The sequence below is a fragment of the Bacillus sp. 1735sda2 genome (assembly GCF_024159245.1).
Taxonomy (GTDB): domain Bacteria; phylum Bacillota; class Bacilli; order Bacillales; family Bacillaceae; genus Bacillus; species Bacillus pumilus_O.
Genome location: NZ_JAMYWZ010000001.1, coordinates 1868356 through 1893618 on the forward strand (window position 1 = coordinate 1868356; position 25263 = coordinate 1893618).

General features: G+C 41.3%; 25 protein-coding genes. 19 read left to right on the plus strand and 6 right to left on the minus strand.

Going from position 1 to position 25263, the window contains the following annotated elements:
* The first annotated feature begins 36 nt into the window (after positions 1–36).
* The 3 genes from NKR21_RS09630 to NKR21_RS09640 all read left to right on the plus strand — a co-directional run bounded on the left by NKR21_RS09630 (position 37) and on the right by NKR21_RS09640 (position 3054).
* Entirely contained in the window at positions 37–993 is a 957-nt protein-coding gene (locus NKR21_RS09630) for a BclA C-terminal domain-containing protein (RefSeq protein WP_253602582.1), read from the plus strand.
* Between the two features lie 256 nt (positions 994–1249).
* On the plus strand, positions 1250–2362 hold the full coding sequence (locus tag NKR21_RS09635; protein ID WP_144456615.1) for a response regulator aspartate phosphatase: 1113 nt from the start codon (positions 1250–1252) through the stop codon (positions 2360–2362).
* Positions 2363–2820: 458 nt separating this feature from the next.
* Positions 2821–3054 carry a hypothetical protein gene (locus tag NKR21_RS09640; protein ID WP_144456613.1) on the plus strand — a complete coding sequence of 78 codons (234 nt, stop codon included), beginning with the start codon at positions 2821–2823 and terminating at the stop codon, positions 3052–3054.
* Positions 3055–3094: 40 nt separating this feature from the next.
* Here NKR21_RS09640 and NKR21_RS09645 read toward each other — a convergent pair whose 3' ends face one another.
* Together NKR21_RS09645 and NKR21_RS09650 are read right to left on the minus strand one after the other, a co-directional pair.
* Complete coding sequence (locus NKR21_RS09645) at positions 3095–3790, minus strand: YoaK family protein (protein ID WP_012010076.1); 696 nt, start codon at positions 3788–3790, stop codon at positions 3095–3097.
* Positions 3791–3824: 34 nt separating this feature from the next.
* A complete protein-coding gene (locus tag NKR21_RS09650) occupies positions 3825–5690 on the minus strand; it encodes a DNA ligase D (RefSeq protein WP_144456611.1) in 1866 nt (621 codons plus the stop codon).
* A gap of 116 nt (positions 5691–5806) precedes the next feature.
* Between NKR21_RS09650 and ku the strand changes: the two genes are divergently transcribed.
* Positions 5807–6655 carry a non-homologous end joining protein Ku gene (gene ku / locus NKR21_RS09655; RefSeq protein ID WP_012010078.1) on the plus strand — a complete coding sequence of 283 codons (849 nt, stop codon included), beginning with the start codon at positions 5807–5809 and terminating at the stop codon, positions 6653–6655.
* A gap of 23 nt (positions 6656–6678) precedes the next feature.
* Here the strand turns inward: ku and NKR21_RS09660 are convergent, their stop codons facing one another.
* On the minus strand, positions 6679–7122 hold the full coding sequence (locus tag NKR21_RS09660; RefSeq protein WP_144456609.1) for a DUF2188 domain-containing protein: 444 nt from the start codon (positions 7120–7122) through the stop codon (positions 6679–6681).
* A 160-nt stretch (positions 7123–7282) separates the two neighbouring features.
* Between NKR21_RS09660 and NKR21_RS09665 the strand changes: the two genes are divergently transcribed.
* From NKR21_RS09665 to NKR21_RS09695, 7 genes are all read left to right on the plus strand, one after another.
* Complete coding sequence (locus tag NKR21_RS09665; RefSeq protein WP_144456607.1) at positions 7283–7756, plus strand: VOC family protein; 474 nt, start codon at positions 7283–7285, stop codon at positions 7754–7756.
* Between the two features lie 48 nt (positions 7757–7804).
* Positions 7805–8218, plus strand: coding sequence for an Rrf2 family transcriptional regulator (locus NKR21_RS09670; RefSeq protein WP_144456605.1), 414 nt, complete (start codon positions 7805–7807; stop codon positions 8216–8218).
* A 101-nt stretch (positions 8219–8319) separates the two neighbouring features.
* A complete protein-coding gene (locus tag NKR21_RS09675) occupies positions 8320–9171 on the plus strand; it encodes an SDR family oxidoreductase (RefSeq protein ID WP_144456603.1) in 852 nt (283 codons plus the stop codon).
* Positions 9172–9337: 166 nt separating this feature from the next.
* A complete protein-coding gene (locus NKR21_RS09680; protein WP_144456649.1) occupies positions 9338–10054 on the plus strand; it encodes a (Fe-S)-binding protein in 717 nt (238 codons plus the stop codon).
* 21 nt (positions 10055–10075) lie between these two features.
* A complete protein-coding gene (locus NKR21_RS09685; RefSeq protein ID WP_144456602.1) occupies positions 10076–11497 on the plus strand; it encodes a LutB/LldF family L-lactate oxidation iron-sulfur protein in 1422 nt (473 codons plus the stop codon).
* Positions 11497–12219: a LutC/YkgG family protein gene (locus NKR21_RS09690; RefSeq protein WP_144456600.1), complete on the plus strand. Its 723-nt coding sequence runs from the start codon at positions 11497–11499 to the stop codon at positions 12217–12219. Before NKR21_RS09685 ends, NKR21_RS09690 begins: the two co-directional genes overlap by 1 nt.
* 146 nt (positions 12220–12365) lie before the next feature.
* Positions 12366–13274 carry a DMT family transporter gene (locus NKR21_RS09695; RefSeq protein ID WP_144456598.1) on the plus strand — a complete coding sequence of 303 codons (909 nt, stop codon included), beginning with the start codon at positions 12366–12368 and terminating at the stop codon, positions 13272–13274.
* Between the two features lie 12 nt (positions 13275–13286).
* Here NKR21_RS09695 and NKR21_RS09700 read toward each other — a convergent pair whose 3' ends face one another.
* Positions 13287–13478, minus strand: a complete 192-nt coding sequence (locus NKR21_RS09700; protein ID WP_137054585.1) for a TIGR00366 family protein — start codon at positions 13476–13478, stop codon at positions 13287–13289.
* Between the two features lie 110 nt (positions 13479–13588).
* Between NKR21_RS09700 and NKR21_RS09705 the strand changes: the two genes are divergently transcribed.
* From NKR21_RS09705 to NKR21_RS09735, 7 genes are all read left to right on the plus strand, one after another.
* Complete coding sequence (locus NKR21_RS09705) at positions 13589–15805, plus strand: RNA ligase (protein ID WP_144456596.1); 2217 nt, start codon at positions 13589–13591, stop codon at positions 15803–15805.
* A gap of 65 nt (positions 15806–15870) precedes the next feature.
* A complete protein-coding gene (locus NKR21_RS09710) occupies positions 15871–16581 on the plus strand; it encodes a DUF421 domain-containing protein (protein ID WP_144456594.1) in 711 nt (236 codons plus the stop codon).
* Positions 16582–16806: 225 nt separating this feature from the next.
* Positions 16807–17385, plus strand: a complete 579-nt coding sequence (locus NKR21_RS09715) for a TetR/AcrR family transcriptional regulator (RefSeq protein WP_012010089.1) — start codon at positions 16807–16809, stop codon at positions 17383–17385.
* Positions 17386–17406: 21 nt separating this feature from the next.
* Positions 17407–20550 carry a bifunctional cytochrome P450/NADPH--P450 reductase gene (locus tag NKR21_RS09720; RefSeq protein ID WP_144456592.1) on the plus strand — a complete coding sequence of 1048 codons (3144 nt, stop codon included), beginning with the start codon at positions 17407–17409 and terminating at the stop codon, positions 20548–20550.
* Positions 20551–20744: 194 nt separating this feature from the next.
* Positions 20745–21653: a trypsin-like serine peptidase gene (locus NKR21_RS09725; protein ID WP_041815555.1), complete on the plus strand. Its 909-nt coding sequence runs from the start codon at positions 20745–20747 to the stop codon at positions 21651–21653.
* A 261-nt stretch (positions 21654–21914) separates the two neighbouring features.
* On the plus strand, positions 21915–22295 hold the full coding sequence (locus NKR21_RS09730; protein WP_253602583.1) for a NucA/NucB deoxyribonuclease domain-containing protein: 381 nt from the start codon (positions 21915–21917) through the stop codon (positions 22293–22295).
* A 139-nt stretch (positions 22296–22434) separates the two neighbouring features.
* Positions 22435–23283, plus strand: coding sequence for an STAS domain-containing protein (locus NKR21_RS09735; protein WP_012010093.1), 849 nt, complete (start codon positions 22435–22437; stop codon positions 23281–23283).
* Positions 23284–23314: 31 nt separating this feature from the next.
* Here NKR21_RS09735 and NKR21_RS09740 read toward each other — a convergent pair whose 3' ends face one another.
* A complete protein-coding gene (locus NKR21_RS09740; protein ID WP_012010094.1) occupies positions 23315–23857 on the minus strand; it encodes an IseA DL-endopeptidase inhibitor family protein in 543 nt (180 codons plus the stop codon).
* A gap of 294 nt (positions 23858–24151) precedes the next feature.
* On the opposite strand from NKR21_RS09740, the gene NKR21_RS09745 reads away from it, so the two are divergent.
* Positions 24152–24586, plus strand: a complete 435-nt coding sequence (locus NKR21_RS09745; protein WP_012010095.1) for a hypothetical protein — start codon at positions 24152–24154, stop codon at positions 24584–24586.
* A gap of 45 nt (positions 24587–24631) precedes the next feature.
* Here NKR21_RS09745 and lexA read toward each other — a convergent pair whose 3' ends face one another.
* Positions 24632–25252, minus strand: coding sequence for a transcriptional repressor LexA (lexA, locus tag NKR21_RS09750; protein WP_012010096.1), 621 nt, complete (start codon positions 25250–25252; stop codon positions 24632–24634).
* Positions 25253–25263: the final 11 nt, after the last annotated feature.

Sequence of the window (25263 nt, forward strand, 5' to 3'; positions counted from 1 at the left end):
TCTTGAAGATTCCACAGCTTGAAAGAAGTGAGAGGCATGTGCGCCCAGCTTAATATGTGTGGAGGAATAACGGGTCCAACAGGCCCGACGGGAGCAACAGGTGCAACAGGAATAACCGGAGCAACAGGCTCAACCGGAATAACAGGTTCGACGGGAGCAACCGGAGTAACCGGAGCAACGGGGGCAACAGGAGCAACTGGAATAACAGGTGCAACAGGAGCAACTGGAATAACAGGTGCAATAGGAGCAACAGGAGCAACAGGTGTAACGGGAGCAACCGGAGTAACCGGAGCAACCGGAGTAACCGGAGTAACCGGAGTAACCGGAGCAACAGGCTCAACCGGAATAACAGGTTCGACGGGAGCAACCGGAGTAACCGGAGCAACGGGGGCAACAGGCGCAACTGGAATAACAGGTGCAACAGGAGCAACAGGTTCGACGGGAGCAACAGGCTCAACCGGCTCAACCGGAATAACAGGTTCAACAGGAGCAGCCGGAGCAACGGGTCCAACTGGGTCAACCGGAATAACGGGTCCAACAGGCCCAACAGGTGTAACTGGAGTAACCGGCGCGACCGGCACAATTGTAACCGCTAACTCAATGTACGCATCCAATACGTCGGGAAGTACAGTGCTTGTTGTCTTAGGCGGAACAGCGGTTTCTTTGCCTAATAATCAGAGCTTAGATGGTTTTACAGCAAGTGGTGGAAATACGATTTTTACAGTGCCGGTCTCGGGTCGCTATTTCATCACATATCAAGTGAACACAAATGCAGCGCTGCTTGCTGGAACAAGGCTGATTAACAGCGGATCTGCCATTGCTGGTTCAATATTAACACCCGCTTTATCAGCATCTACCTACAACGTATCACTCATTACAACACTTGCAGCGGGTAACCAAATTTCTCTCCAAATTTTCGGTTTAGTCGCAACAGTGGTGTTACTTGGGGGAGGGTCTGTTGGAGCGGCACTTACCATCATACGATTGGAATAAGAACTAAAAGCCCAAAAAAGGGCTTTTTTTATTTCATCACGAGGGTGACTGGTTACTTTAAAATTGAAAAAAGGCGGAATTTTTACGCAAACTTCATTGACTAGAAGAAAGAAACGCATTTTCAAAGGAAACGGTTATTGAAGATTCAAGTGATTCATATTAAAATGATCTCAAATGGACTAATTAGCAATTGCTAATAGAAGTTCCATATTTAGTGAAATCATGTGTTGCAGCTGAAGGTGATTGGGGGTGTAGAATGAGCAAGATTCCTGTTGCGGAATTGGCATCATTATTAAATGACTGGAACATGGAAATTAAAAAAGATCATGCAGATGAGGCAGAACGGCTATTTGCTAAAGCGAAACAAGCAGTAGAGGAAATTGATGATGCGGACATCCTGATGTATTATTCTCTTCTTGAGAAGAGGCATCACATTCTCATGTACAATTTAAGAGGTCAAAAGGGCAGTGTTTCAACCAAAAGTATAGAAAGTCTTCACGGAAAAAAAGAGGAGGACTTATCTAACCGACTTGCCTACTATTTTGATTTTTATGAGGGTGTGTATGAGCAACATCAAGGGAACTATGAGGTTGCATTGCAAATGTATCAAAGTGCTGAAAAGCTCTTAGATAAAATTCCAAGTGAGATCGAACGTGCTGATTTTGATTTTAAGGTGGCCTGGCTTTACTACCGGCTTAGTCATATCATGCTCTCATTAAGCTATATTCGCAGAGCTCTTCACGTTTATAAACGGCATAAGCATTATGAAAGAAGAACGGCACTTTCGTATTCTCTCATAGCGGCGAATCAGACAGAGATCGGCCGGTATGAAGAGGCACTTGAAAATTATCGTCTGGCGGAAGAGGTTTTGACAAGCGAGCAGGATGATTTTATGCTGGCTCAGCTTCATCACAATGTGGCCATTTTGTATTCATTTTGGAACAAACCGAAAGAGTCAGTACGTCACCTTGAAAAAGCATTGTCCCATCAAGAATATTACGAGTCGGATTTCTTTTTCCATTCTACGTATCTGATTAGCCGGGAACTCTGTGTGATTGGTGAAAAGCAGCGTGCAAGCCAATATATAGAGGCTGCGTATGCGAGAATAAAAGATGCTTCTCATGAAGTGTTTCAGCTGAAAATAGGCATCGTCCATGACCTTTACTTAACGAATGCACCACAAAGATTTCAGCAAATTGATGAGAAATTAAGAAAGTTAGAAGAGAAGAACGAATATCATGAAGTAAAAGAGCTTTCACATTTTGCAGCTAAGTATTGTGAAAAGCAAGCACTTTATGAGCAGTCTGTTTTTTACTTGAACAAAAGTTTAGAAGCGGATTTACATATGAAAAGAATGGGGTTGATTTAAATGAAAACAGGTCTAAAAGTATTATTCGTTGTAGGTTTAGCGATCGCTGCGTCAGTTCTGACTCAAAACGTTGCGGGTTCTTTCGAAGTAGCAGAAAAAATCATTGGTGGCTAATCCACCATGTATCTCTTGCCCTTGTTGATGATCGTCAGCAAGGGTTTTTTTATGTGGTTAATAGGCTCTTCTTATTAAACGCTACAAGAACGTTTAATAAGAAGAATTCGCAACAAAGGGGGTGTGCAAATTTGTTACCTGCCCCATTATTCTAAATAAATATAGGGCAAGGCAACAAGTTAAAAAGGTCACCTTTCTTTGCTTAATTTAATTTTTTGCAGGACTTTTCATTCAAATTTTCTCGAATTGGTCTATTGTACATAGAAGTAATAGAAAAAGCCGGAACACCGCTCCATTTGTCATGCATATGATGTGATAGGTGTTAGCCGAAGGCAGGTGATTGTATGTATCCACGAGTATACGGAGGCTTTCATGGAGGCGGTTTTAGCGGCGGCGGAGCACATATTGGGCCGGTTGGTTCTCATATCGGCTTTGGCGGGTATTATGTGAGCCCTGGTGTGTTCTCAGGTTTAGGCGGTTTCCCTGGATACGGTGGATTCGGGACATTTTCTGGTTATCCGTATGGCTCCACGTTCATTATGGGGCGTCCTCCCGGTTTTTATGTAAGAAGTTATTAGTGTTTCATTACAGTGATTGAAATAGCCATCTAATGATTGGCTATTTCAATTGATGAAAGTGCTTAATTGAAGCAGTTATCACAATGATGCCAAGGATAGAGATAGGCAGCCAAATGATGATAAAAGGGTCGAATGCATCTGTGTATGCCGCTAAAGCAGCACCTAAGCAGTAAAAGACAATAGAGCCTATTCGCATGAAACTGACATGCTCAATGGGAGCTTTTCTTTTTTCCCGATGTGAAATGCGCTGAGCCAAATCCTCAAATAGGTTAGCGAGTGTACTTGTTAGAACCGTTGTGGAAATGCCAGCCACATTTAATTTGCGGGCGGCCGCTGTCTGCAGGCCCATGGCCATACTTAAAAGGATAATCAGCATAAAATAAGCACCTTGTGTATAAGGGAAAATGGTCATGAGAGCAAATAGAAGTAGTATCATGACCTCTATGATAAAGATACGTGTAACGGCTTTTGGCCAAAACGTTTTCTCATGCTTTCCGCCTATCACAACAGCTAGTAAAACCCCTAAAACAAATCCACTTAGTGCGGTGATGGAATGAAGGGCCGTAAGCTGCAAGGAGCTTCCTGCTGCAATGCCAAGCAGCACGATATTACCTGTCATATTGGCTGTAAACACATGCCCTAAGCTCAAATAGCCAATCACATCCACAATACCTGCTGATAGGCACAAGAAAATAAGTGCGATATTTCGAAATGAATGTGCGGTCAAAATGGTCATCCCTTTCTTACTCTCTAATGAATAAGTGTAACGCTTAATGACCGCGTATGTCCATCTTATGTGCTGGGATCATGTCCTCAAGTCGATGCAAAACTTGTCTGAACGTGTCATCATTTACAAGGTGCCTCATGCGGCGGAATGGATCGCCTTTTTCCTTTAGACGCTCTATCACAGATGGCATGGTAAACAAAGAAGGGTGAAGTCCATCTTGATGGAGTTCGTCCCATTCAAGCGGTGTCGCTACAAGTCCAAGTTCATTTCCTCTCGGTGAATAAGGCGCAATGATTGTTTTTCCAGCATCGTGCTGAATATAGTCTAAATACAAGCGATTGCCACGTTTTTTTTTAAGACGTTCCAAAGTAAATAACTCAGGTGCTTGTTCACATAAAAATTGACATATAAACGCGGTAAATGTTCTCGTTTCTTCGTATGTGAAGGCATTTTTCTTTAATGGAATATAAACTTGCAGTCCTTTACCACCGCTTGTTTTAATAAAGGCTGTGAGAAAAAGACCGTCTAAAAGCGTTTTGATTCGCTTAGCAGCTTCTATGGCTAGATGAAACTCGTTAACAGACGGTGGGTCTAAATCAAAGACGATTTCGGTTGGCCTGTCCGTATCCCTTGTTTCAAAAGGAATATGAAATTCCATTGCCAACTGGTTGCCGAGCCAAAGAAGCGTCTGAGGATCATTACAAACTGTGTAAGCAATATCATCAGCTTGATCGGTCAACACATAATCTGGCGCATAATCAGGTGTCGACTTTTGATAAAAGAATTCATCCCCAGCACCATGAGGAAACCGAATTAAAGTCAGCCGTCTTTCACGTAAAAAGGGCAAGAGATAAGGAGCAGCTTGTCTCAAATAAAGTAAGTAATCTGCCTTATTCAGATGAAGAGCCGGCACAATTGGTTTTTCAGGATGAGTGATCTCAATGACAGTAGGAAGAGGATATAGCTGTTTGAGCATTTGCTGAAACGTACACGCCGTTGGATCAGTATCCAGTAAAAAGGAAGAAAAACGTGGCTCTCTTAAGGCGGACCCATCAAAGGAGATACAAGCAATGCTCGCGACGATAGATGGTGGGATTTCATATGCTGATGCCCCTGTTTGCTTGCCATTTGTCTGAAAGAGTGTACGTAGCGTTTGTTCTTCTTCTTTAGAAAATCCATGCTTGAATTGGACAACCTCAGTGAGATGATGATCTTGATAAATACAGCCCTGAAAGTAGCCATTTTCTTTATCAAAACGAGTCACAATGACAGAAACATATCGCCAGTTTTTGACTTTGAGCCATTCTTTTGACCGGGTATGGTCGTGCCATTTACTCGTCCTTTTTTTCGCAACAAGTCCTTCTGCAAGATAGGTCGTCATCAGTTTTTTCATATGTTCAGAATTTGTGTCTGTATGAATGAGTTGAAGAAGGGAAGGGTGCTCAAGCTGAACAGATGACGGGAGTTTTGCTGCTTTGAAAACTTGCTGTAATTGTGTTTTCCTTTCCATCAACGGCAAATCAATGAGAGATTTCCCTTTGCATCTTAATAAATCAAATGCGATCAAATGACATGGAAACCGCTCAGCCTGCAGCTTAATCGCCTCTTTGTTTTTCAGCCTGCCCCTTTGCTGAACCCTCGCAAAGTCGCTTTGTTGTTCATCCAGCAAAAAGACCAATTCTCCATCAAACGTCAATGGTAATAAAGGAGCAAAATGATCCCTTAATTGTTCGCACTGTTCAATCACCTCGGGAAACTGTTCGTTTAATCGTTTTCCGGCTCTGCTTTCTAAATGAATTTCGTTTTGATCCCACGTCAGAATGACTCGAAAGCCGTCATATTTTAATTCATACACCCAGTCTGCACCGGTAGGAACATCATGTGCAGCCGTTAATCGCATAGGTTTCATTTGTGCATGTCACTTCCTCATATGATGTGTTCTTAGAGTGGGATGAAATTTTCATTCGCATACATAAGTCTGACGAAAACATTGCATAGTAAGGAGAAAAGAACGGAGGCGACGCGATGCATACGGTTTGGAAAGGCGGCATTAGCTTTGGGCTAGTCAATATTCCAGTGAAGCTGTTTACCGCTACAGAGAACAAAGATATTAAATTAAGACAGCTGCATAAAGAGTGTCACACGCCCATTAACTATAAAAAGGTTTGTGCCAACTGCGGGGAAGAGGTGGCACCAGAACAAATTGTAAAAGCGTACGAGTATGCAAAAAACAAATTCATTGAATTAGACGAGGAAGAGCTTGAAAAACTTCGAAAAGAAAATGAAGAAAAAGCCGTTGAAATCATTGATTTTGTGAAGATAGAGGAGATTGATCCAATCTATTATGAAAGAAGTTATTTTTTATCACCAGATACCGGCGGTGCGAAAGCATATTCATTATTAAGAAAAGCTTTAGAGGAATCGGGGAAAATTGGTGTGGCAAAGATTATGATCCGCTCAAAGGAGCAATTAGCGATCGTTAGGTGCTATGAACATATTTTGCTGATGGAAACCATTCATTTTCCAGATGAAATTAGACAAGTATCAGATGTACCGAATATCCCCCAAGAAGAAAACATTGTGAAAAAGGAGTTAGATACAGCCCTTCTTTTAATCGAACAGTTAACCACAACTTTTGATCCAGCAGCCTATCAGGATGAATACAGAGAACAGCTGATGAATTTAATCGGAGATAAAATATCTGGAGAACATACCGTTCAGCCAGAAACGACAGGTAAAAAAGATCCGGCATCCAATGTGACGGATTTAATGGCAGCTCTTCAGGCTTCAATCGATCGATCAAAACCAGCCAAAGCGAAAAAGGCAGCGCCTAAAAAAAGAAAAACACCAGCGAAAAAAGAAAAGAATGCATAAGAAAAGACCGCTCATGGGCGGTCTTATTGCGGTTTTAACACGTCTTGAATGTTCCCATCTTTGCTATGGATAACAACGGAAGTCCCTTTATTAGAGGCAATCTCCTTTGCCCGGTCGATTGCTTCTTGTTTCGTTTCTTTGATCTCACTTGCTCGTTTTGCTTTCTCTGTTTGAACCGCCCAGCCTTCTTCGTGTTTGACGACATGCTGCGCATGATCCATAAGTTCTGGTCTTGCGGAGCTGCTGTCTTTAGATGGCGTCACAGAACCATGAGCTGTGAAATCCTCGATCTCTTTCTCCGTTGCGTTTTTTTTCCATTCTTTCGCTTGACTGATTGCAATTGGAATGGCTCTACTTTCGTCATAGCCTTCCTGTATCATTTTATTAGCAATCTCAAGTGCTTTTTTTCGAATAATGCGGTCTAACGATTGAAATGAATCCGGATAATCATTCATCGTCCAAGGCATATAAAACGCTCCTTTCTTTTATTTGAACACCTTCCCCCATCTGTAATGGATCAAACATATCATTTTTCTCAAACCAATGAAGGGGGCAAAATACATCGTTTTACTGAGGCGGAATTTTTTCAAACCCCGCAGAATAGAAGGTAGAAAAGGAGTGGTTTTGATGATGATAAAAGGTTTGTATGAAGCCCATTTACCTGTGAGTGACTTGAAGGCGTCGATTGCGTTTTATGAAAAATTGGAATTGACACTTGCTCACGAAAATGAACGAGTTGCTTTTTTATGGATTGAAAAAGGAAAGGGCTGGCTTGGCTTGTGGAAAGTAGATATCAATGACTTCCCATATCATCCTTCGACCCGGCACGTTGCTTTTCAAATTACAACGTCTAGTATCGAACAAATCAAGGCTTGGCTAGTTGAAAAAGGCATCGGTGTTCACCCAATGTTTGGCTTTTCAGAAGAGGAGCAGCCTTTAGTTCTTGATAATCCGCCGCAATTTCATGCAGCGATCTATTTTCTTGACCCAGATGGAAATCTGCTTGAATGCATTGCGCCGCTTGAGCTCGATACAGAAGAAGACTACGATATCATGACATATGAAGACTGGGATCGAAAGAAAAATCCGTATATTGATTGACAAAATCACTTATTGTAACTATATTGATTACAACGGTGGTGAAAGATTGTGAAACAAATTAGCAGTAGGTATCCGATTGCTGTTCATATTATGTCATTTATTGCAGGTGTACCAAAAGAGTGTACAGGAGATTTTATTGCAGAAAGTGTGAATTCAAATCCAGCGATTGTTCGAAAAATGATGGCAATGCTCAAACGGGCGGGTCTTATTGAGATACGACGCGGAGTAGGCGGTGCTTACTTAAAAAGGCCGGCAGAGGAAATCACGCTATTAGATGTGTACCGTGCTGTCGATGTAAGCGAGGATGAAGAATTGTTTAACTTTCATCAGCCAGTCATCGCATGTCCAATTGGTCAAGCGATGGATACAAGACTGAGAAGTGAACTAAAAGAAGCTCAAGCAGCGCTTGAAAATTACCTCAAACAAGTCACAATCCAGCAATTGTTGACAGAGGCGGAATAAAAAGCTCGTACATTAGAGCTTTTTTTACACCTTTGTTGTAACCATTTTGATTATAACGAATACACATCACCGTTGAACAAAAAATGAGGAGGTCAAACATTATGAAGTTATTAGTAACAGGCGCAACAGGACAGCTCGGATCGCTCGTTGTCCAGCATTTACTTAAAAAGGTACCAGCTGAACAAATTGCGGTGAGTGTTCGAGATCCGCAAAAAGCAGCACATTTAAAGGAAACTGGGGTAGATGTACGCCACGGAGACTTTACTCAGCCAGACACCCTTAAGGCAGCCTTTCAAGGCATTGACCGCCTTCTGATCATTTCAACAGCCGATGGAGACCGCGTCGAGCAGCATAAGGCTGCCATCCAAGCGGCGAAAGCAGCTGGTGTATCCTTTATTGCATATACAAGCGTTGTGAATGCAAGAGAGAGTCAGCTTGTCCTTGCACATGACCACGCAAAAACTGAAGAAGCCATTGTGGCCTCCGGCATTCCTCATGTGTTTCTAAGAAACAACTGGTATGTAGAAAATGAAAAAGATACGATACTAGCAGCCGTAAGTGGCGCACCATTTTTAAGTCCAATTGGTGATGGCAAGGTTGGCTGGGCAACAAGAAATGACTACGCAGAAGCGGCCGCAAATGCGTTAACACTTTCTGAACATGACAAGGAGACATATGAACTGTCAGGACCTCTTCGGACGCATACTGAACTTGCTCACATTGTTAGTGAAGTGAGCGGAAAAGAGATCAAGGTGGAGCAAATTGATGTCGACACATTTGGAGAATTTTTAGCTTCTAATGGTGTACCAAAAGAAGCGGTGCCATTTGTCAAAGCCATTCAAAGCGGGATTCGCGATGGTGCATTAGCCGTTGAAAGCCATGATTTCGAAACCTTATTAGCCAGACCCTTAACACCTATTAAAGAAAAAATTGGTGAAATGATTTCAAAATAAACATCAAAAACGCCCAATTAAAAGGGCGTTTTTTTGTCCAAATTTAGACAAATCACTTCGTTGAAATTTCAGAAATTTGGGATTAAAATGAAAATAAGACTTGTTATTTCGTCATCAGAGGACCAAATTGATGAATCAAATTGCAGCAAAGAAGGGAAGTTCGCCGATGAAAGTCCATTTATTCGTTACTTGTTTAATTGACACGATGCAGCCAAATGTAGGAAAGGCGACAGTGGAAGTGTTGGAAAGACTCGGTGTTGAAGTGGAATTTCCAGAATCACAAGTGTGCTGCGGACAGCCAGCCTTTAACAGCGGCTTTACAAAAGAAACCATTAAAGCAGCAAAAAACATGATCAAAGCCTTTGAAACAGCTGAATATGTCGTGACGCCGTCAGGTTCTTGTAAGGCGATGTTTTTAGAATATCCTCAACTTTTAAAAGAAGACCCAGTGTGGTCAACACAAGCTGAAGCACTTGCTGAAAAAACATATGAATTAACCGAGTTTATTGTTGATATATTACACGTCACAGATGTAGGCGCGAGCCTGAAAGGCAACGCAACCTATCACACATCCTGTCATATGACGAGGCTGCTGCGAATTAAGGAAGCTCCTTTCACACTGTTGTCAAATGTCAAAGATTTGTCGATGACACCATTGCCGCGTGCAGAAAATTGCTGCGGATTTGGAGGGACCTTTTCAGTAAAAATGACACCTATTTCTGAGCAAATGGTCGATGAAAAAGTCCAAAGCATAGAGGAGACAGGCGCTCAATACATCATTGGTGCCGACTGCGGCTGCCTTCTCAATATTGGCGGGAGACTGAATCGTCTTGATAAACCCATTCAAGTGATGCATATCGCAGAGGTGTTAAATAGCCGCTGAGTTTAAGAGGGGGAACGGCACATGAGTATGAAAATTGGAGCGAAGGCCTTTAAAGAACGAATCGGGGAAGGATTAGAAGATACAGTTATGAGAGGAGCAGTCTCCTCAGCGCAGGAACGCCTGTATGAAAGGCGGCTATCTGCGAGCGAAGAGCTTGGTAACTGGGAGAAGTGGCGAGAACTTGGCGAGGAAATCAGGCAGCATACGCTGACGCATCTTGACGACTACTTATACCAATTAAGTGAAAGCGTTAGTGCACGCGGAGGACATGTCTTTTTTGCAAAAACAAAAGAAGAGGCATCAGCGTATATTCAACATGTGGCACAGAAAAAAGAAGCCAAAAAGATCGTTAAATCAAAATCAATGGTCACAGAAGAAATTGAAATGAATCAAGCCCTTGAAGAGATCGGCTGTGAGGTGGTGGAAAGTGACCTTGGCGAGTATATTTTGCAAGTAGATGATCATGAACCCCCTTCACATATTGTGGCACCTGCTCTTCACATGACAAAAGAACAAATACGAGAAGTCTTTCACGAAAAGCTCGGATATGAGATGTCAGAGACACCTGAAGATATGACGAGTTTTGTGAGAGCTATATTACGTGAAAAGTTCCTCGAAGCAGATATGGGTGTCACCGGCTGTAATTTTGCTGTCGCCAATACAGGTTCCATTTGCCTTGTGACAAATGAAGGGAATGCGGATCTAGTCACGGCTATCCCGAAGACACATATCGCCGTTATGGGCATGGAACGGATGGTTCCAACGATGGAGGAACTAGATGTCCTTGTTGGTCTTTTGTGCAGAAGTGCAGTCGGTCAGAAATTAACGAGTTACATTTCTGTCGTCGGACCAAAAGGAGAAGAAGAAGTCGATGGACCAGAAGAATTTCACTTGGTCATTGTGGACAATGGGCGGTCCAATATATTAGGTACGGCCTTTCAGCCTGTTCTCCAATGTATTCGGTGCGCAGCCTGCATCAATGTGTGCCCAGTTTACCGGCATGTGGGCGGACATTCATACGGATCGATTTACCCGGGGCCAATTGGTGCTGTTTTATCACCGCTTCTTGGCGGCTATGATGACTATCAAGAGCTTCCCTTTGCATCAAGCCTTTGCGCAGCCTGTACAGATGCTTGCCCAGTAAAGATTCCGCTTCACGAGTTATTAATAAAACATCGACAAGTCATCGTTGAAAAAGAGGGAAGAGCGCCTAAATCTGAAATGATGGCGATGAAAATGTTCGGAATGGGCGCATCGACTCCCGGGATGTATCAATTCGGAACAAAAGCAGCCCCTCTATTGATGAATCGTATGGCTTCAAACGGACAGATTTCAAAAGGTATAGGTCCTTTAAAGAATTGGACAGATATTCGTGACCTGCCAGCTCCAAGTAAAGAAAGATTCAGAGATTGGTTTAAAAAGAGACAGAAGGAGGAGCAGTGATGAAGGGAACCATTTCTCACCGAGAATCGTTTTTAACTCATATCCGTCAGCAATTAGGGAAAGATTCATCCTCGTCTGCCTCTATTCAGCGTCCGGCTTGGAAGCATCAAGTGCAGTGGGAAACAAACGGACTTTTGTCTAAAGAAGAGCTAGTCGAGCAATTGAAGATGCAATGTCAACGAATTCACACAAGAGTGATCGAAACAACCCCAGAGAAAGCGCCCTCTGCACTACGATCATTGATGACAGAGTATGGAGAGGGTTCTGTGATGACATCGGGCGATCATCGTTTTGAACAGTATGGATTTTATCCGATGTTTGACAGCTTGCAGCACGAAGGATTCGCAGTCACAAGCTGGAATGCTGAGGCATCAAGGGAAGAAAATATCAGGCTAGCAGAACAAGCGGCGTATTCGGTTGTATTTAGTGATTACACTTTAGCAGAATCAGGGACGATCGTCCTTTCATCCCATCAGAGCCAAGGAAGAGCACTGCATTTTTTACCGATGATGTATATCGTGTGTATTGAAAAAAGCACGGTGGTTCCGCGGATGATTCAAGCTGTTTCGACTCTCAATCGCTTGGTAGAAGAAGGAGAGCAGGCGAAAGGTGCGATTCATTTCATATCAGGTCCGAGTAACTCTGCGGATATTGAGATGAATTTGGTAGTAGGGGTTCATGGTCCCGTTCGGGCGGTTTATCTATTGATAGATGATGAATAGGGCTTTCGAGATGAAAGCCTTTTTTCATGCAAAAAAGCTTACATAAGTTTAAAAATCATCTTGCCTCTAGCGGATTTGACATAGTAAGATGACGACATACAAGATGAACTTCTCATCTACTGCTGATGTAAAGGAAGCTGCTGCTTATGGACATGAAGTCTACTGCTCAAAAGAAATCAATTGCTCTACCGCTTGTGATTTCGATTATTGCCATTTCGTTTTCTGCGATTATTGTGAAATGGTCAAATGCACCTTCTGCTATTTTAAGCATGTATCGAATGATCTTTGCCGCGGTTTTTATGTTGCCGTTTATCCTGCTACGAAAAAAAGAATTTCTCTCGATTCAGCGAAGAGACTGGTTTTTCTTATGTATGTCAGGCTTCTTTTTAGGACTCCATTTTGTGTTGTGGTTTGGCTCACTAAAGCTGACGACTGTGGCAAGCTCAACGATTATCATCGCCCTGCAGCCAATGGTCTCCTTATTAGGCGGCTTTCTCATTTTCCGTGAACGAACGACGCTGCCCGCACTTTTGACGATGTGTGCCGCGATAGTTGGTGCACTTATGATTGGGTGGGGAGACATAGGTCATAGCCAGGAAGCCATCCTAGGAGACATTTTATCCTTTTTAAGTGTGATCGCAGTTGTTTGTTATTTATTAATAGGTCAACAGGCTGTCAGAAAGATATCTCATTGGATTTATAGTTTTTGTGTGTTTGGATTTGCCGGTCTTTTTTTAATTTTATTCAATTTGATTCAGCAAACTCCTTTTACAGGTTATCCCAGTAAAGAGTGGGGGATCTTTTTATTACTTGCGATCATTCCTACCATGTCTCATGTCATTAATAATTGGCTTTTAACCTATGTCAATGCCACAACTATTTCAATGAGTATCCTTGGCGAGCCTGTTGGAGCCACGATTCTTGCTGTATGGCTACTTGGAGAAAAAGTCACACTGCTCCAAATGTGTGGAGGTTTTCTTGTCCTTTTAGGTGTCTTTTTCTTTTTGATGCAGCAGCGGCAAGGAATTGTGATGAAACAAAAAAAATCCGGTTAAATCCCGGATTTTTTACTCTTTTAAATCGTTTTTTTCAATCACTTTGTTCAATCTTTCCTCAACCTTCTTCAATTCCATTCGTTTTCTTCTGATCATTCGAAAAGCGATGACAATGATCGTCACGATCGCAGCAATGAATAGAAGAGAGAACACTTGAAATAGAAGATCACCTATGTTAAATGCCATATTCTCTCCGTTAGACATATGTAAAACCTCCCTTTCTATCTATATATCACCATAATCAATAAAAGATTGAGATTTATCCATTATTTATCTATAATAGGTAAAATATCACTTATTAAAGGAGAACCAATATGAGAACTTTAGTCCTTTTACGAGGTCTCCCAGGCGTAGGGAAATCAACTTGGATCAAAGCCCAAGGCTTAGAGCCTTACACGTTATCAGCGGATCAAATCCGTCTTTTGACCCAGCCGCCTCAGTTATCTGTCAATGGGAAACCAGAAATTTCAAGCAAACATGACCACAAAGTCTGGTCTTTATTATTTGAATTGCTTACAGCACGTATGGAACGCGGAGACTTTACTGTGGTCGATGCCACGCATATTTCAAGCAAATCGATATCTCAATATAAATCGCTGGCCACATCGTATCGTTACAGGGTGTACGTCATCGACTTCACGCAGGTGCCACTTGAAACAGCTCTCCTGCAAAATCGCTCACGTGAAGCTCACAAAGTTGTACGGGAGTCTGTTTTATATCAAATGAACGAGCGGTTAAAAACAGAAAAGGTCCCATCATGGGTGACGGTCTTGCAGCCTGAGGAATATTCGCAAGTGATGACCTATCAGCCTCGATCCTTCGATCAATATGAGGCCATTCATGTCTTTGGAGATATTCACGGCTGTCATACCGCTCTGACCACCTATTTGCAAGGAGACATTAAAGAAAATGAACTTTATATCTTTGCAGGTGATTTGCTTGATAGAGGAATAGAAAACAAGGAAGTATTAGCATGGATGCTCGCACATAGAGAATGCCGGAATGTCATTGTGATTGAGGGTAATCATGATCAGCATTTATACCGGTTTGCACATGGTGAAAAAGTAAGAAGCAATATGTTCAACAGGCATACTGCACCTGAAATTGAAGCAGCAGAGTTTGATTTAAAAGAAGTACGGAAGTTTGTCAGAACATTTCATCAGCTTACTTATTTTACGTACCATGGCAAGACATTTCTAGTTACCCACGGAGGTCTTGCTCATTTGCCAGAAGAGCTTCTACATGTCTCAACACAGCAGCTCATCCACGGTGTAGGTGAATATTCAGATGACATTGATCACTTGTTTGTTCAAAATACCGCTGGATTAGATGTTATTCAAATTCACGGGCATCGCAATTTATATAGGCTACCTATTCAAGCAGCGGAAAGGTCTTATAATCTAGAAGGTCAGGTTGAATTTGGGGGACATCTTAGGGTGTTGAAAATCACAGCTGACGGGATTGAGACTCATGAAATTGACAACCCAGTCTATAGAGCTTCTGAGAAAAAGACATCGGCTGCCATTCAACCAGATATTTCACTGGACGACTTTTTAGCTCACTTAGATCAGCATGAATATGTACAGGAATTAAAGCTTCCGCATCATATTTCATCTTTTAATTTTACGAAAAAAGCGTTTAGTGAGCGGAAGTGGGATGATGTGAATGTAAAGGCAAGAGGCTTGTTTGTCAATATGGTGTCAAAACAGATTGTTTCAAGAAGCTACAACAAATTTTTTAACATTGATGAGCGTCCTGAGACAAAAATGCATCATTTAGTGAACCACCTTCAATTTCCTGTTACCGTCTATGATAAAGCAAATGGATATTTAGGGACGGTTGGGTATAACGAAATGGAAGATGAATTGGTGTTTACGTCTAAATCGTATACATCTCATGTGAAGCAAAATCAGCATGCTTCTTGGGTGGAAGAGTTATTCTATCAGACATTCGGAGATGTGCAGGTCGACTACATCAAATCATACGTAAGTGACCACAATGTATCTCTTGTGTTTGAAGTCATTTTGCCAGAGAAAGACCCACATGTTATCACATATGATCATGATCAACTCATTTTACTTGATATTGTGAAGCGTCAGCTAAGTTATGAAAAGGCACCATTTACTGAAGTGCAAAGAGTAAGCGAACAGCTTGGAATATCCAGCAAGCAGGAAGTGGCTGTGTTCCAAGATTGGACGTCTTTTTATAAATGGTATCAGGCCGTTTCTCATGACGATTCGATTAAAGAAGAGGGATATGTCATTGAGGATCATCGCGGCTTTATGACCAAGCTCAAACTTCCTTATTATCAATTCTGGAAGCAGATGCGCGCGATCAAGCAGCGCGTTGCAGAGAAGCGTTCCACGCAAAAATATATCCAAGCATTGCAAACAGCAGAGCAAGCTAGATTTTATACGTGGCTTCTTGAGCAAGATGCCCATGCTGTGAGAAATAGCTCCATTATCGAGTTGCGCTCACAATTTGAGCAAAGCGATGCTGCCCAGTTGAATAAAGATGGAATAAATGCATAGTCTAAAAAGGAGTCTTTTCTAAGGAAAAGGCTTTTTTTGTTGCAAATGAAAGGGGTGGCCCTGACATGCCTGACCATATTGAAGTCATTTTACGGACGATGTTTGCTTTTGCGATTTTATTTGGCGGAGCACGTCTTCTTGGAAAGCAAACCATTGCTCAAATGAATATTTTTGATTTTATAGCAGCCATCAGCTTAGGTTCAATTGCGGCGAGTCTCGCGTTTAATACAACGCTTCCATTTCATCACACGACGATTTCCTTTGTCACACTTGTCATCATCATTTATGTGATTTCACTGATTGCTTTAAGGAGCCGGAAATTGAGAGGATTTATGGCTGGTAAACCAACCCTTGTCATACAAAATGGCAAAATTCTTGAAGAGAATATGAAGGGAATGAGGTATACCCTTGATTATTTAAATCAGCAGCTGAGAGAAAAAGACATTTTTGATATTAGCGAAGTTGAATTTGCCATGATTGAAACAGATGGACATATGTCAGTGAAAAAATATCCTTCATTTGAAAATATCACTCGAAAGGATCTTCAATTGTATAAGAAGGCCGAGGTCTACATGCCGATCGAAGTGATCATGGACGGAAAGCTCATTTTGAAAAACATTCATGAAAATCAATTAACTGTGGAATGGATAGATGAAGAGCTTAAGAAAAGGCAGCTCTCCTTAAAGGACATTGTATACGCAGTCCGCTCAAGTAATGGCAGTTTATATATTGATACATATGACGACCACATTCACTCTCCGATTGATCAAGAATGAAGGTGTAGTGCTGAAGTACCCTGCATGACACATATCTGTCAATGTTTCTAAGTCCTTTGGGTGCTGCCTGACTAGGCATCATTTCTTAATTATTATTATTTTCAGAAAATGTGATGACGAAGAAAAATAAGTATGTTTAAGTATATATAGAAGAAATTAAAATATTAATATAATATACCGCATGCGGAATGAATGTTCATTCCTATTAGATGAGGAGGGGATGAAGTGCCAGCAGTGACTGATAAACAAGAACAGATCATGAAGGCTTCACTAGACTTATTTATTGAACGGGGATTTGATGGCACCACGATGCCGATGATTTCAAAAAGAGCAAACGTCGGAGCAGGAACCATTTACCGTTATTTCGACAGTAAAGAGGCACTCGTCAATATTTTGTATCAGCGTAGCCTTTCTGCTTTTATCGAAAAAATGAACACAAACAGTCCAGATCCAAAGGCAAGTATTCGTGCGTACTTTAAGCATGTATTCTATTGCCTCGTTTTATTTACAAAGGAGAATCCAAGCGGGCTATATTTCTTAGAAATTGATAGAAGATCCCATTACTTAGACGAGACGAGCAAAGAGAAAATGCAGCATTTGTTACATGAGCTATTCCTGATCTTTGAAGAAGGAAAAAGGGATGGGATTCATCCAAATCTCTCAGGTAGAACCATTTTATCGATTGTATTTGGTGCCTTTGTACAGCTGCATAAACAAATTCTTGCAGACGGAATAGAGCCAACGATTGAATTTCTAGAGGACATTGAGCAAAGTTTATGGCGCGCTATCAGCGTTGCATCTTAATGAATGAAAGGGAGCGGGACCATGCAACAAACATCAATCATTCCAAAACCCAAAACATACGGACCTTTTAAAAATATTCCTCATATCAAAAAGGGAGAGCTTTCTCAATCCTTTTGGCGGCTGGCAGATGAATTAGGACCGATCTTTCAATTTGAATTTTCAAAAGCAACAAGTATTTTTGTTTCCAGCCATGAACTTGCCAAAGAAGTATTTGATGAGAGCCGTTTTGATAAATTCATCGGGAGCAGTCTGAATAAAGTAAGAACATTTTCAGGGGATGGGTTATTTACAAGCTGGACAGAAGAACCGAACTGGAGAAAGGCTCATCACATCTTGATGCCGGCGTTTAGTCAGCAGGCCATGAAGGGCTACCATGAGATGATGCTCGATATTGCCACACAGCTTGTACAAAAATGGCAAAGAACAGGCCGTGATGAAGAAATTGAAGTAGCAGAGGATATGACAAAGCTCACTTTAGATACGATTGGACTTTGTGGTTTTGACTTCAGGTTTAACAGCTTTTATAAAGAAAATCAGCATCCTTTCATCGAAAGCATGCTGAACGGGTTAAACGAAGCGATGGAACAAGCAAGTAGGTTGCCGGTTGCAGATAAATTAATGATCAAAAGAAGAAAAAAATTTGAAGAAAATGTAGATTTTATGAAGACATTAGTAGACGATATTATTCAAGAAAGGAGAAAACAAGATAAAACGGGCAATGATTTACTGTCCCTCATGCTTCATGCAAAGGACCCTGAAACAGGTGAGCGCCTGTCAGATGAAAATATTCGCTATCAAATCATCACCTTCTTAATAGCTGGGCACGAAACAACAAGCGGGCTGTTATCCTTTGCGATTTATTTCTTATTAAAGAATCCAGAAAAATTAAAGAAAGCCGTCCAAGAAGCAGATGATGTGCTGCAAGGCGAACTGCCAACATTTAAGCAGGTACAGAAACTAACTTACACTCGTATGGTTTTAAATGAAGCCCTTCGCCTCTGGCCAACAGCGCCTACGTTCTCTCTTTATGCGAAAGAGGACACAATTATCGGAGGGAAATACTCGATTAAAAAGAACCAAAGTGTTTCCGTTCTGCTCCCTAAATTACACCGTGATCAAGCGGTATGGGGAGAGGATGCGGAAGAATTTAAACCAGAGCGTTTTCTGCACCCTGAAAAGATCCCGCAGCATGCCTACAAGCCTTTTGGGAATGGACAGCGTGCATGTATTGGTATGCAATTTGCTCTTCATGAAGCCACTATGGTACTGGCAATGGTCTTGCACAACATGGAATTGATTGATAACACATCATACGAACTTAATTTAAAAGAATCTTTAACGATTAAGCCAAACGATTTTAAAATCAAAGTGCGGCCAAGGAAGCAGCAACTCTTTATGGCACCACCGAAAGAAGAAACAAAAAAAAGCACCACCATTGAAGAGTCTAAAGTGAAGAGTCATGGTACACCACTACTTGTTTTATATGGATCAAATCTTGGTACAGCGCAGCAAATCGCAAACGAATTGGCTGAAGACGGAAAAGCAAAAGGGTTTGATGTGACCACGGCTCCGCTCGATGACTATGCACGCAAATTACCAGAAAAAGGTGCAGTTCTTATCGTGACCGCTTCATACAATGGACATCCGCCTGACCATGCGAAAACATTTGTGGATTGGGTCACGCAGGATAAAGAGAAGGATTTAACAAACGTGACATTTACTGTGTTTGGATGCGGGGATCGAAATTGGGCAAGTACGTACCAGCGTATTCCTCGTCTCATTGATGAAGCACTTGAAAGTAAAGGGGCAAAGCGTGTAGCTGATTTAGGAGAAGGTGACGCAGGCGGAGATATGGATGAGGATAAAGAAACATTTCAGAAAACAGTCTTCGAGCAGTTAGCAAAAGAATTTCAGCTCACCTTCCAAGAGAAAGGTAAGGAAACCCCAAAACTATCAGTAGCTTATACAAATGAGCTAGTAGAACGTCCTGTGGCGAAAACATATGGTGCCTTTTCAGCTGTTGTACTGAAAAATGAAGAATTACAATCTCAAAAAAGTGAGCGGAAAACAAGACATATAGAGTTGCGACTACCTGAAGGGAAAAAATACAAAGAAGGGGATCATATCGGAATTGTTCCGAAAAATCGTGATGTACTCGTTCAGCGGGTGATTGATCGCTTCAATCTAGATCCTAAGCAGCACATCAAGCTTTCTTCTGAGAAAGAAGCAAATCACTTACCTTTAGGTCAGCCTATTCAAATAAGAGAATTACTTGCGTCACATGTTGAGCTTCAAGAACCGGCAACACGTACACAGCTAAGAGAGCTTGCCTCGTATACAGTTTGTCCGCCTCATTGCGTGGAGCTTGAGCAAATGGCTGGTGAAGCATATCAAGAAGCTATTTTAAAGAAACGAGTCACCATGCTGGACTTACTAGATCAATATGAAGCATGTGAAATGCCATTTGCGCACTTTTTAGCACTTTTACCAGGTTTGAAGCCGCGCTATTATTCTATTTCTAGCTCACCAAAGGTCGATGAAAAAAGAGTCAGTATCACAGTGGCGGTTGTGAAAGGGAAAGCGTGGAGCGGCCGCGGTGAATATGCAGGAGTCGCATCAAACTATTTATGCGATCTGCAAAAAGGAGAAGAAGTCGCCTGCTTCCTTCACGAAGCGCAGGCAGGATTCCAGCTGCCGCCTTCATCCGAAACACCGATGATCATGATCGGACCTGGTACAGGAATCGCTCCATTTAGAGGATTTGTTCAGGCAAGAGAAGTGTGGCAGAAGGAAGGCAAGCGACTAGGTGAAGCTCACCTGTATTTTGGCTGCCGTCACCCTCATGAAGATGATCTGTATTTTGAGGAAATGCAGCTTGCAGCGCAAAAAGGAGTTGTTCACATCCGCCGGGCTTATTCTCGTCACAAAGACCAAAAAGTATATGTCCAGCATTTGTTAAAAGAAGACGGCGGTATGCTCATCAAATTACTCGATGAAGGTGCGTACCTTTACGTGTGCGGAGACGGAAAAGTCATGGCACCAGACGTAGAGTCTACATTGATCGACCTCTATCAACACGAGAAACAATGCTCGAAGGAAGATGCTGAAAATTGGCTAACAACCCTAGCAAATAATAATAGATATGTAAAAGATGTATGGAGCTAACAAGAAGAAAGGCCGCCAATTAGGCGGTTTTTCCTTTTCATTAAGAAAGGTGAGATCGATAGAATGAAAGTTGGAAAGATTCAAAACACCTAATTTAATAATGAAATATTTTTAAAAAATAAGAATATTCTCTCATTTACTCCAATATGAAACAATCGTATGATTTTTGATATAGGATATAAAGGAGGAATATGATGAAAAAGGTGAAAATGTTACTCCCTTCTCTACTCGTTTTTGGTGCTTTAAGTGTGCCTAGTTTTGCCCATGCGGCATCGGATTCAGTACTAACGTCTGATTATGACATGGTGACTTCTGATGGAAAGGTGATCTCTTCAAGTGATTTCCACAATGATTCGAAATCCCCCTCATCCTTTGACAAAGTGGATGATCTATCTTCTACTGTTGGCGAAAAAGTAAAACCACTATCAAAATATTTAAAAGACTCTCAAACGAAAGTCGTCATTGGAGACGATGGTAGAACAAAAGTAGCAAACACAAGAGTAGCACCATACAATTCAATTGCTTATATTACTTTTGGCGGCTCAAGCTGCACAGGGACACTTATTGCCCCTAACAAAATTTTGACAAACGGACACTGTGTGTACAATACAGCATCAAGAAGTTATAGTGCAAAAGGATCGGTGTATCCAGGCATGAACGATAGCACAGCAGTGAATGGCTCAGCAAAAATGACGGAATTCTATGTGCCAAGCGGATATATCAATACAGGTGCGAGCCAATATGATTTTGCTGTAATCAAAACAGATACGAACATTGGCAATACAGTCGGTTACCGTTCCATCCGTCAGGTGACAAACTTAACTGGGACAACGATTAAAATTTCTGGATATCCAGGTGATAAAATGAGATCGACTGGCAAGATCTCGCAATGGGAGATGTCAGGTTCTGTGACAAGAGAAGATACGAACCTCGCATACTATACGATTGATACATTTAGCGGAAATTCAGGCTCAGCGATGCTAGATCAAAATCAGCAAATCGTTGGGGTTCATAACGCAGGGTATTCAAACGGAACGATTAATGGCGGTCCAAAAGCGACAGCTGCCTTTGTTGAATTTATCAACTATGCAAAAGCGCAATAAAAGCTAGAGGCTAAAGCTTGTTTCCTTCATAGGGGACAAGCTTTTTTATATGGAAATAAGTGTCTATCTGTATACGCTTGAAAGATCCATTGACCTCTCAGCCTCTTCATTTTTTCACATGTCATTCGAGAACGACTCATACATTAAAATGACACATTCCCTTTAAGTCAAGATTCTGCTTGAAAAAAATGAGGAGGTCTCACACTTTTGAAGATGAGAAGAGGCTGGATGGCTGCTGTTGCTTTGTGCTTTGTGATATGGATGGGCACGCTGTTAGGTGGTTTTGGGGAGGAACATGCGGCAAAAGGTGCGGAACGATATGATCATGTCATTCAATTTCCAAAGGAACGGTATCCTGAAACAGGCAGTCATATTCAAGAAGCCATTCGAAAAGGGCATTCCGATGTGTGTACGATAGACCGAAATGGAGCAGATGCTCGCAGGCAAGAATCTTTAAAAGGCATTCCGACTAAACCGGGATTCGACCGAGATGAGTGGCCAATGGCCGTTTGTCTTGAAGGAGGAAAAGGGGCGAGTGTTCAATATGTCAGCCCGTCTGACAATAGGGGAGCAGGCTCCTGGGTCGGACACCAGATGAGTAGGTATCCTGATGGGAAAAGAATATTATTTATTGTGAAATAAAACTAAAAGAGTGGCGCCTATGAGTAGGTGTCTTTTTTGTTCGCTTAGAGCGTATTGGAGTTCGCAGGGACAAAAGATTCAGTGTACAATTGACCTATAAGATACAATTCAATGACAGAATGTGAAGGGATATATGCTTATGGATAAGAACCGTGCATTATACGACTATTTCATGCAACATGCAGAGAAACTGACTGAAACCTGGTATGATTCAATTGAGGATGATGATCCAGAATCAATCTATCGTTCAACAGATTCCAGCATCATATCAGAGCTGAAACGGCAAAATCAAGATTATTACCAGCATTTTATACGTGCGCTTATTGAAGACAAGACGTATTTACATACTGAGTTTAAGAAGTGGTCTGAAGACTTAGCCAGTGATCCGAAGCATTTAAACACACCATTAGATTATGTTGTGAGAGAATACATGTCTAATCAAAGAGTGGTCCTTCATTACTTAAAAGAATTTATTAAGCAGCGCCAAGATGATATTGATATTGACCGCATCTTTTATTGGTATGATTTAATTTCAGAGGCATTTAATATTTCAATTCATGTGTTCATTCAGCAATACGTGAAAAATACAACGAAGAAGCTCGTGGCACAAAGAGACATGATTTACGAGCTAAGTTCACCTGTCATTGTTTTAAAAAGCCATATTGCGTTATTGCCGTTAGTAGGTGATATTGATACAGCGAGAGCAAAGATTATTTTAGAAAATACGCTGAAACAGTGCTCACAAAAAGGTGTGCAGCATTTATGTATTGATTTATCGGGCGTTGTCATTATTGATACAATGGTGGCTCAGCAAATTTTTGATCTTGTCACATCACTTCGGTTAATTGGAGTAGAGACAACCATTTCAGGAATCAGACCAGAAATTGCCCAAACCGCTGTACAGCTCGGGCTTCCTTTTAATGAATTTCGCACGGCAGCATCACTTGCTCACGCATTAGAACGCATGACTGAATTTTCTCCAATATAAAAACCAGGCCGATTAATGGCCTGGTTTTTATTTAGATAACAGCGTCAATTTTTGTGACTTTCCAATCTTTTTGTCCTTTTTCGAACGTAACTGTTCTTTTTACTTTGCGCCCGTCAAGTGTTGGGACAGTGAATTCATATGTGCGGACTGTTTGTTTGTTAGAGACAAGTTTAGGTGTTGCTTTATCCCAATTAAGCATATTGTCTCCGTCGCCAACTGGAACAGCCATTTTACCTTTATGAACAATGAACTGGTAGTCTTTTAAACCTTGATTGATGGCTTCTTTTGTGAAAACTTGAGATAGGTAGCTGTTTAGTTTTTTCTTTGTATCAAATGTTTTAGAAAGATAGTTGTAAGTCATGTCTTTATAGCTAAATGATTTTAATTTGTAATCAGAATGTTCCTTAATTTTGTAGCCTGACATCGCACTCCAAAAGTGTTCTCGTGCATCAAGGGCAATATGTAACGCTTCTTTATTTGTCAAAGTGGCTGGTTTTTTAGAAGCGGCCAATGTTGTAGATTGTAATGAGATCATAAGCATAATAGCAGTTAATAAAACGAATAATTTTTTCAAGGCAATTGCCTCCTTTTCTCAATGAAAACTTCTTATGTTACAAATGTTACAATAATTACAGCGATATTACAAGTGTTAAATTAAAATGTTTTTTATTTCTTTTCTTTCTATATATATAACGTTTGAGGGTGGCAAAAAGTTTTCATTTTTTTATTTTTTCTTTATATCTAGTATTTAACCGTTCTAAAGAAGAACAAAACGTTTTTTGGAAAAGTTTCTTTTTGGACGTTTAACACGCTTTTTCATTTATGTCATATACTATCGTGATGAATGACTAAGAAAGTGGTGTTGAATATGTATTATCCGTATGAAGGTATGTGGAATGGGTACTCATATGATAGGCAGATGCAAGGTTTTCCGTCGTTTCCTTCACAAGTTGGAGGATTTCCAGGATTCCCATTCGGGGGAGGAGGCACCGGGCACGGATCTAGTGGCTCAGCCCCGCCAGCTCCACCACAGCATATTATTTCGCAATATCAGCAAGCATTATCACAGCCTCAAAGCATGCAGTCACTAATTTCAGGGCAAACAGGTGGAGGGCAGCAATCGGTTCAATTCGCTGCGGGATGTAATAGAAGATGGACGATTGTCTTAATGAGAAACGGTCAAGTATTTTTAATGTATGTCTTATCTTCACAGCCTTTCGGGAGAACAACGGGCTTTATTTGGCCGAACTTTACATTTGGTTCCTTCCCAAGCTCGAGTATTCTTGCCTATTCTTGTTCATAAAAAAAAGCCGGTTCTCATCATTAGCTGATGAAATACCGGCTTTTTTTAGTGAATATTTCTAAATACGCCAATCACTTTACCTAGTATACTTACATTCTGTAAAATAATCGGTTCCATAGATGGGTTTTCTGGCTGTAATCTAAAGTGTGTATCTTCTTTATAAAAACGTTTCACTGTCGCTTCATCTTCCTCTGTCATGGCGACGACAATATCTCCATTGTTAGCAGTGCTTTGCTGACGCACAATGACATAGTCCTTGTCCAAAATGCCTGCATCAATCATACTTTCTCCCATAATTTCAAGCATAAACACTTGTTCATCCGGTGCTGCAAAAGTTTCAGGAAGAGGGAAGTATTCTTCTACATTCTCAACAGCCGTAATAGGCAAGCCTGCTGTTACTTTTCCGATGACTGGTACGTTCATTACAGCACTCTTTGGAATATTCAATTCCTCTTCATCTAGTACTTCGATCGCTCTAGGTTTTGTCGGGTCTCTTCTTATTAAGCCCTTCGTTTCTAGTCTAGCTAAATGTCCATGAACCGTTGAACTGGATGCTAGACCGACAGCTTCTCCAATTTCACGAACGGATGGGGGATAGCCCTTACTTTTTACTTCTTCTTTGATGAATGTCAGGATATCGAGTTGTCTTTTTGATAGCTTCGTCATCTTTTGCACCT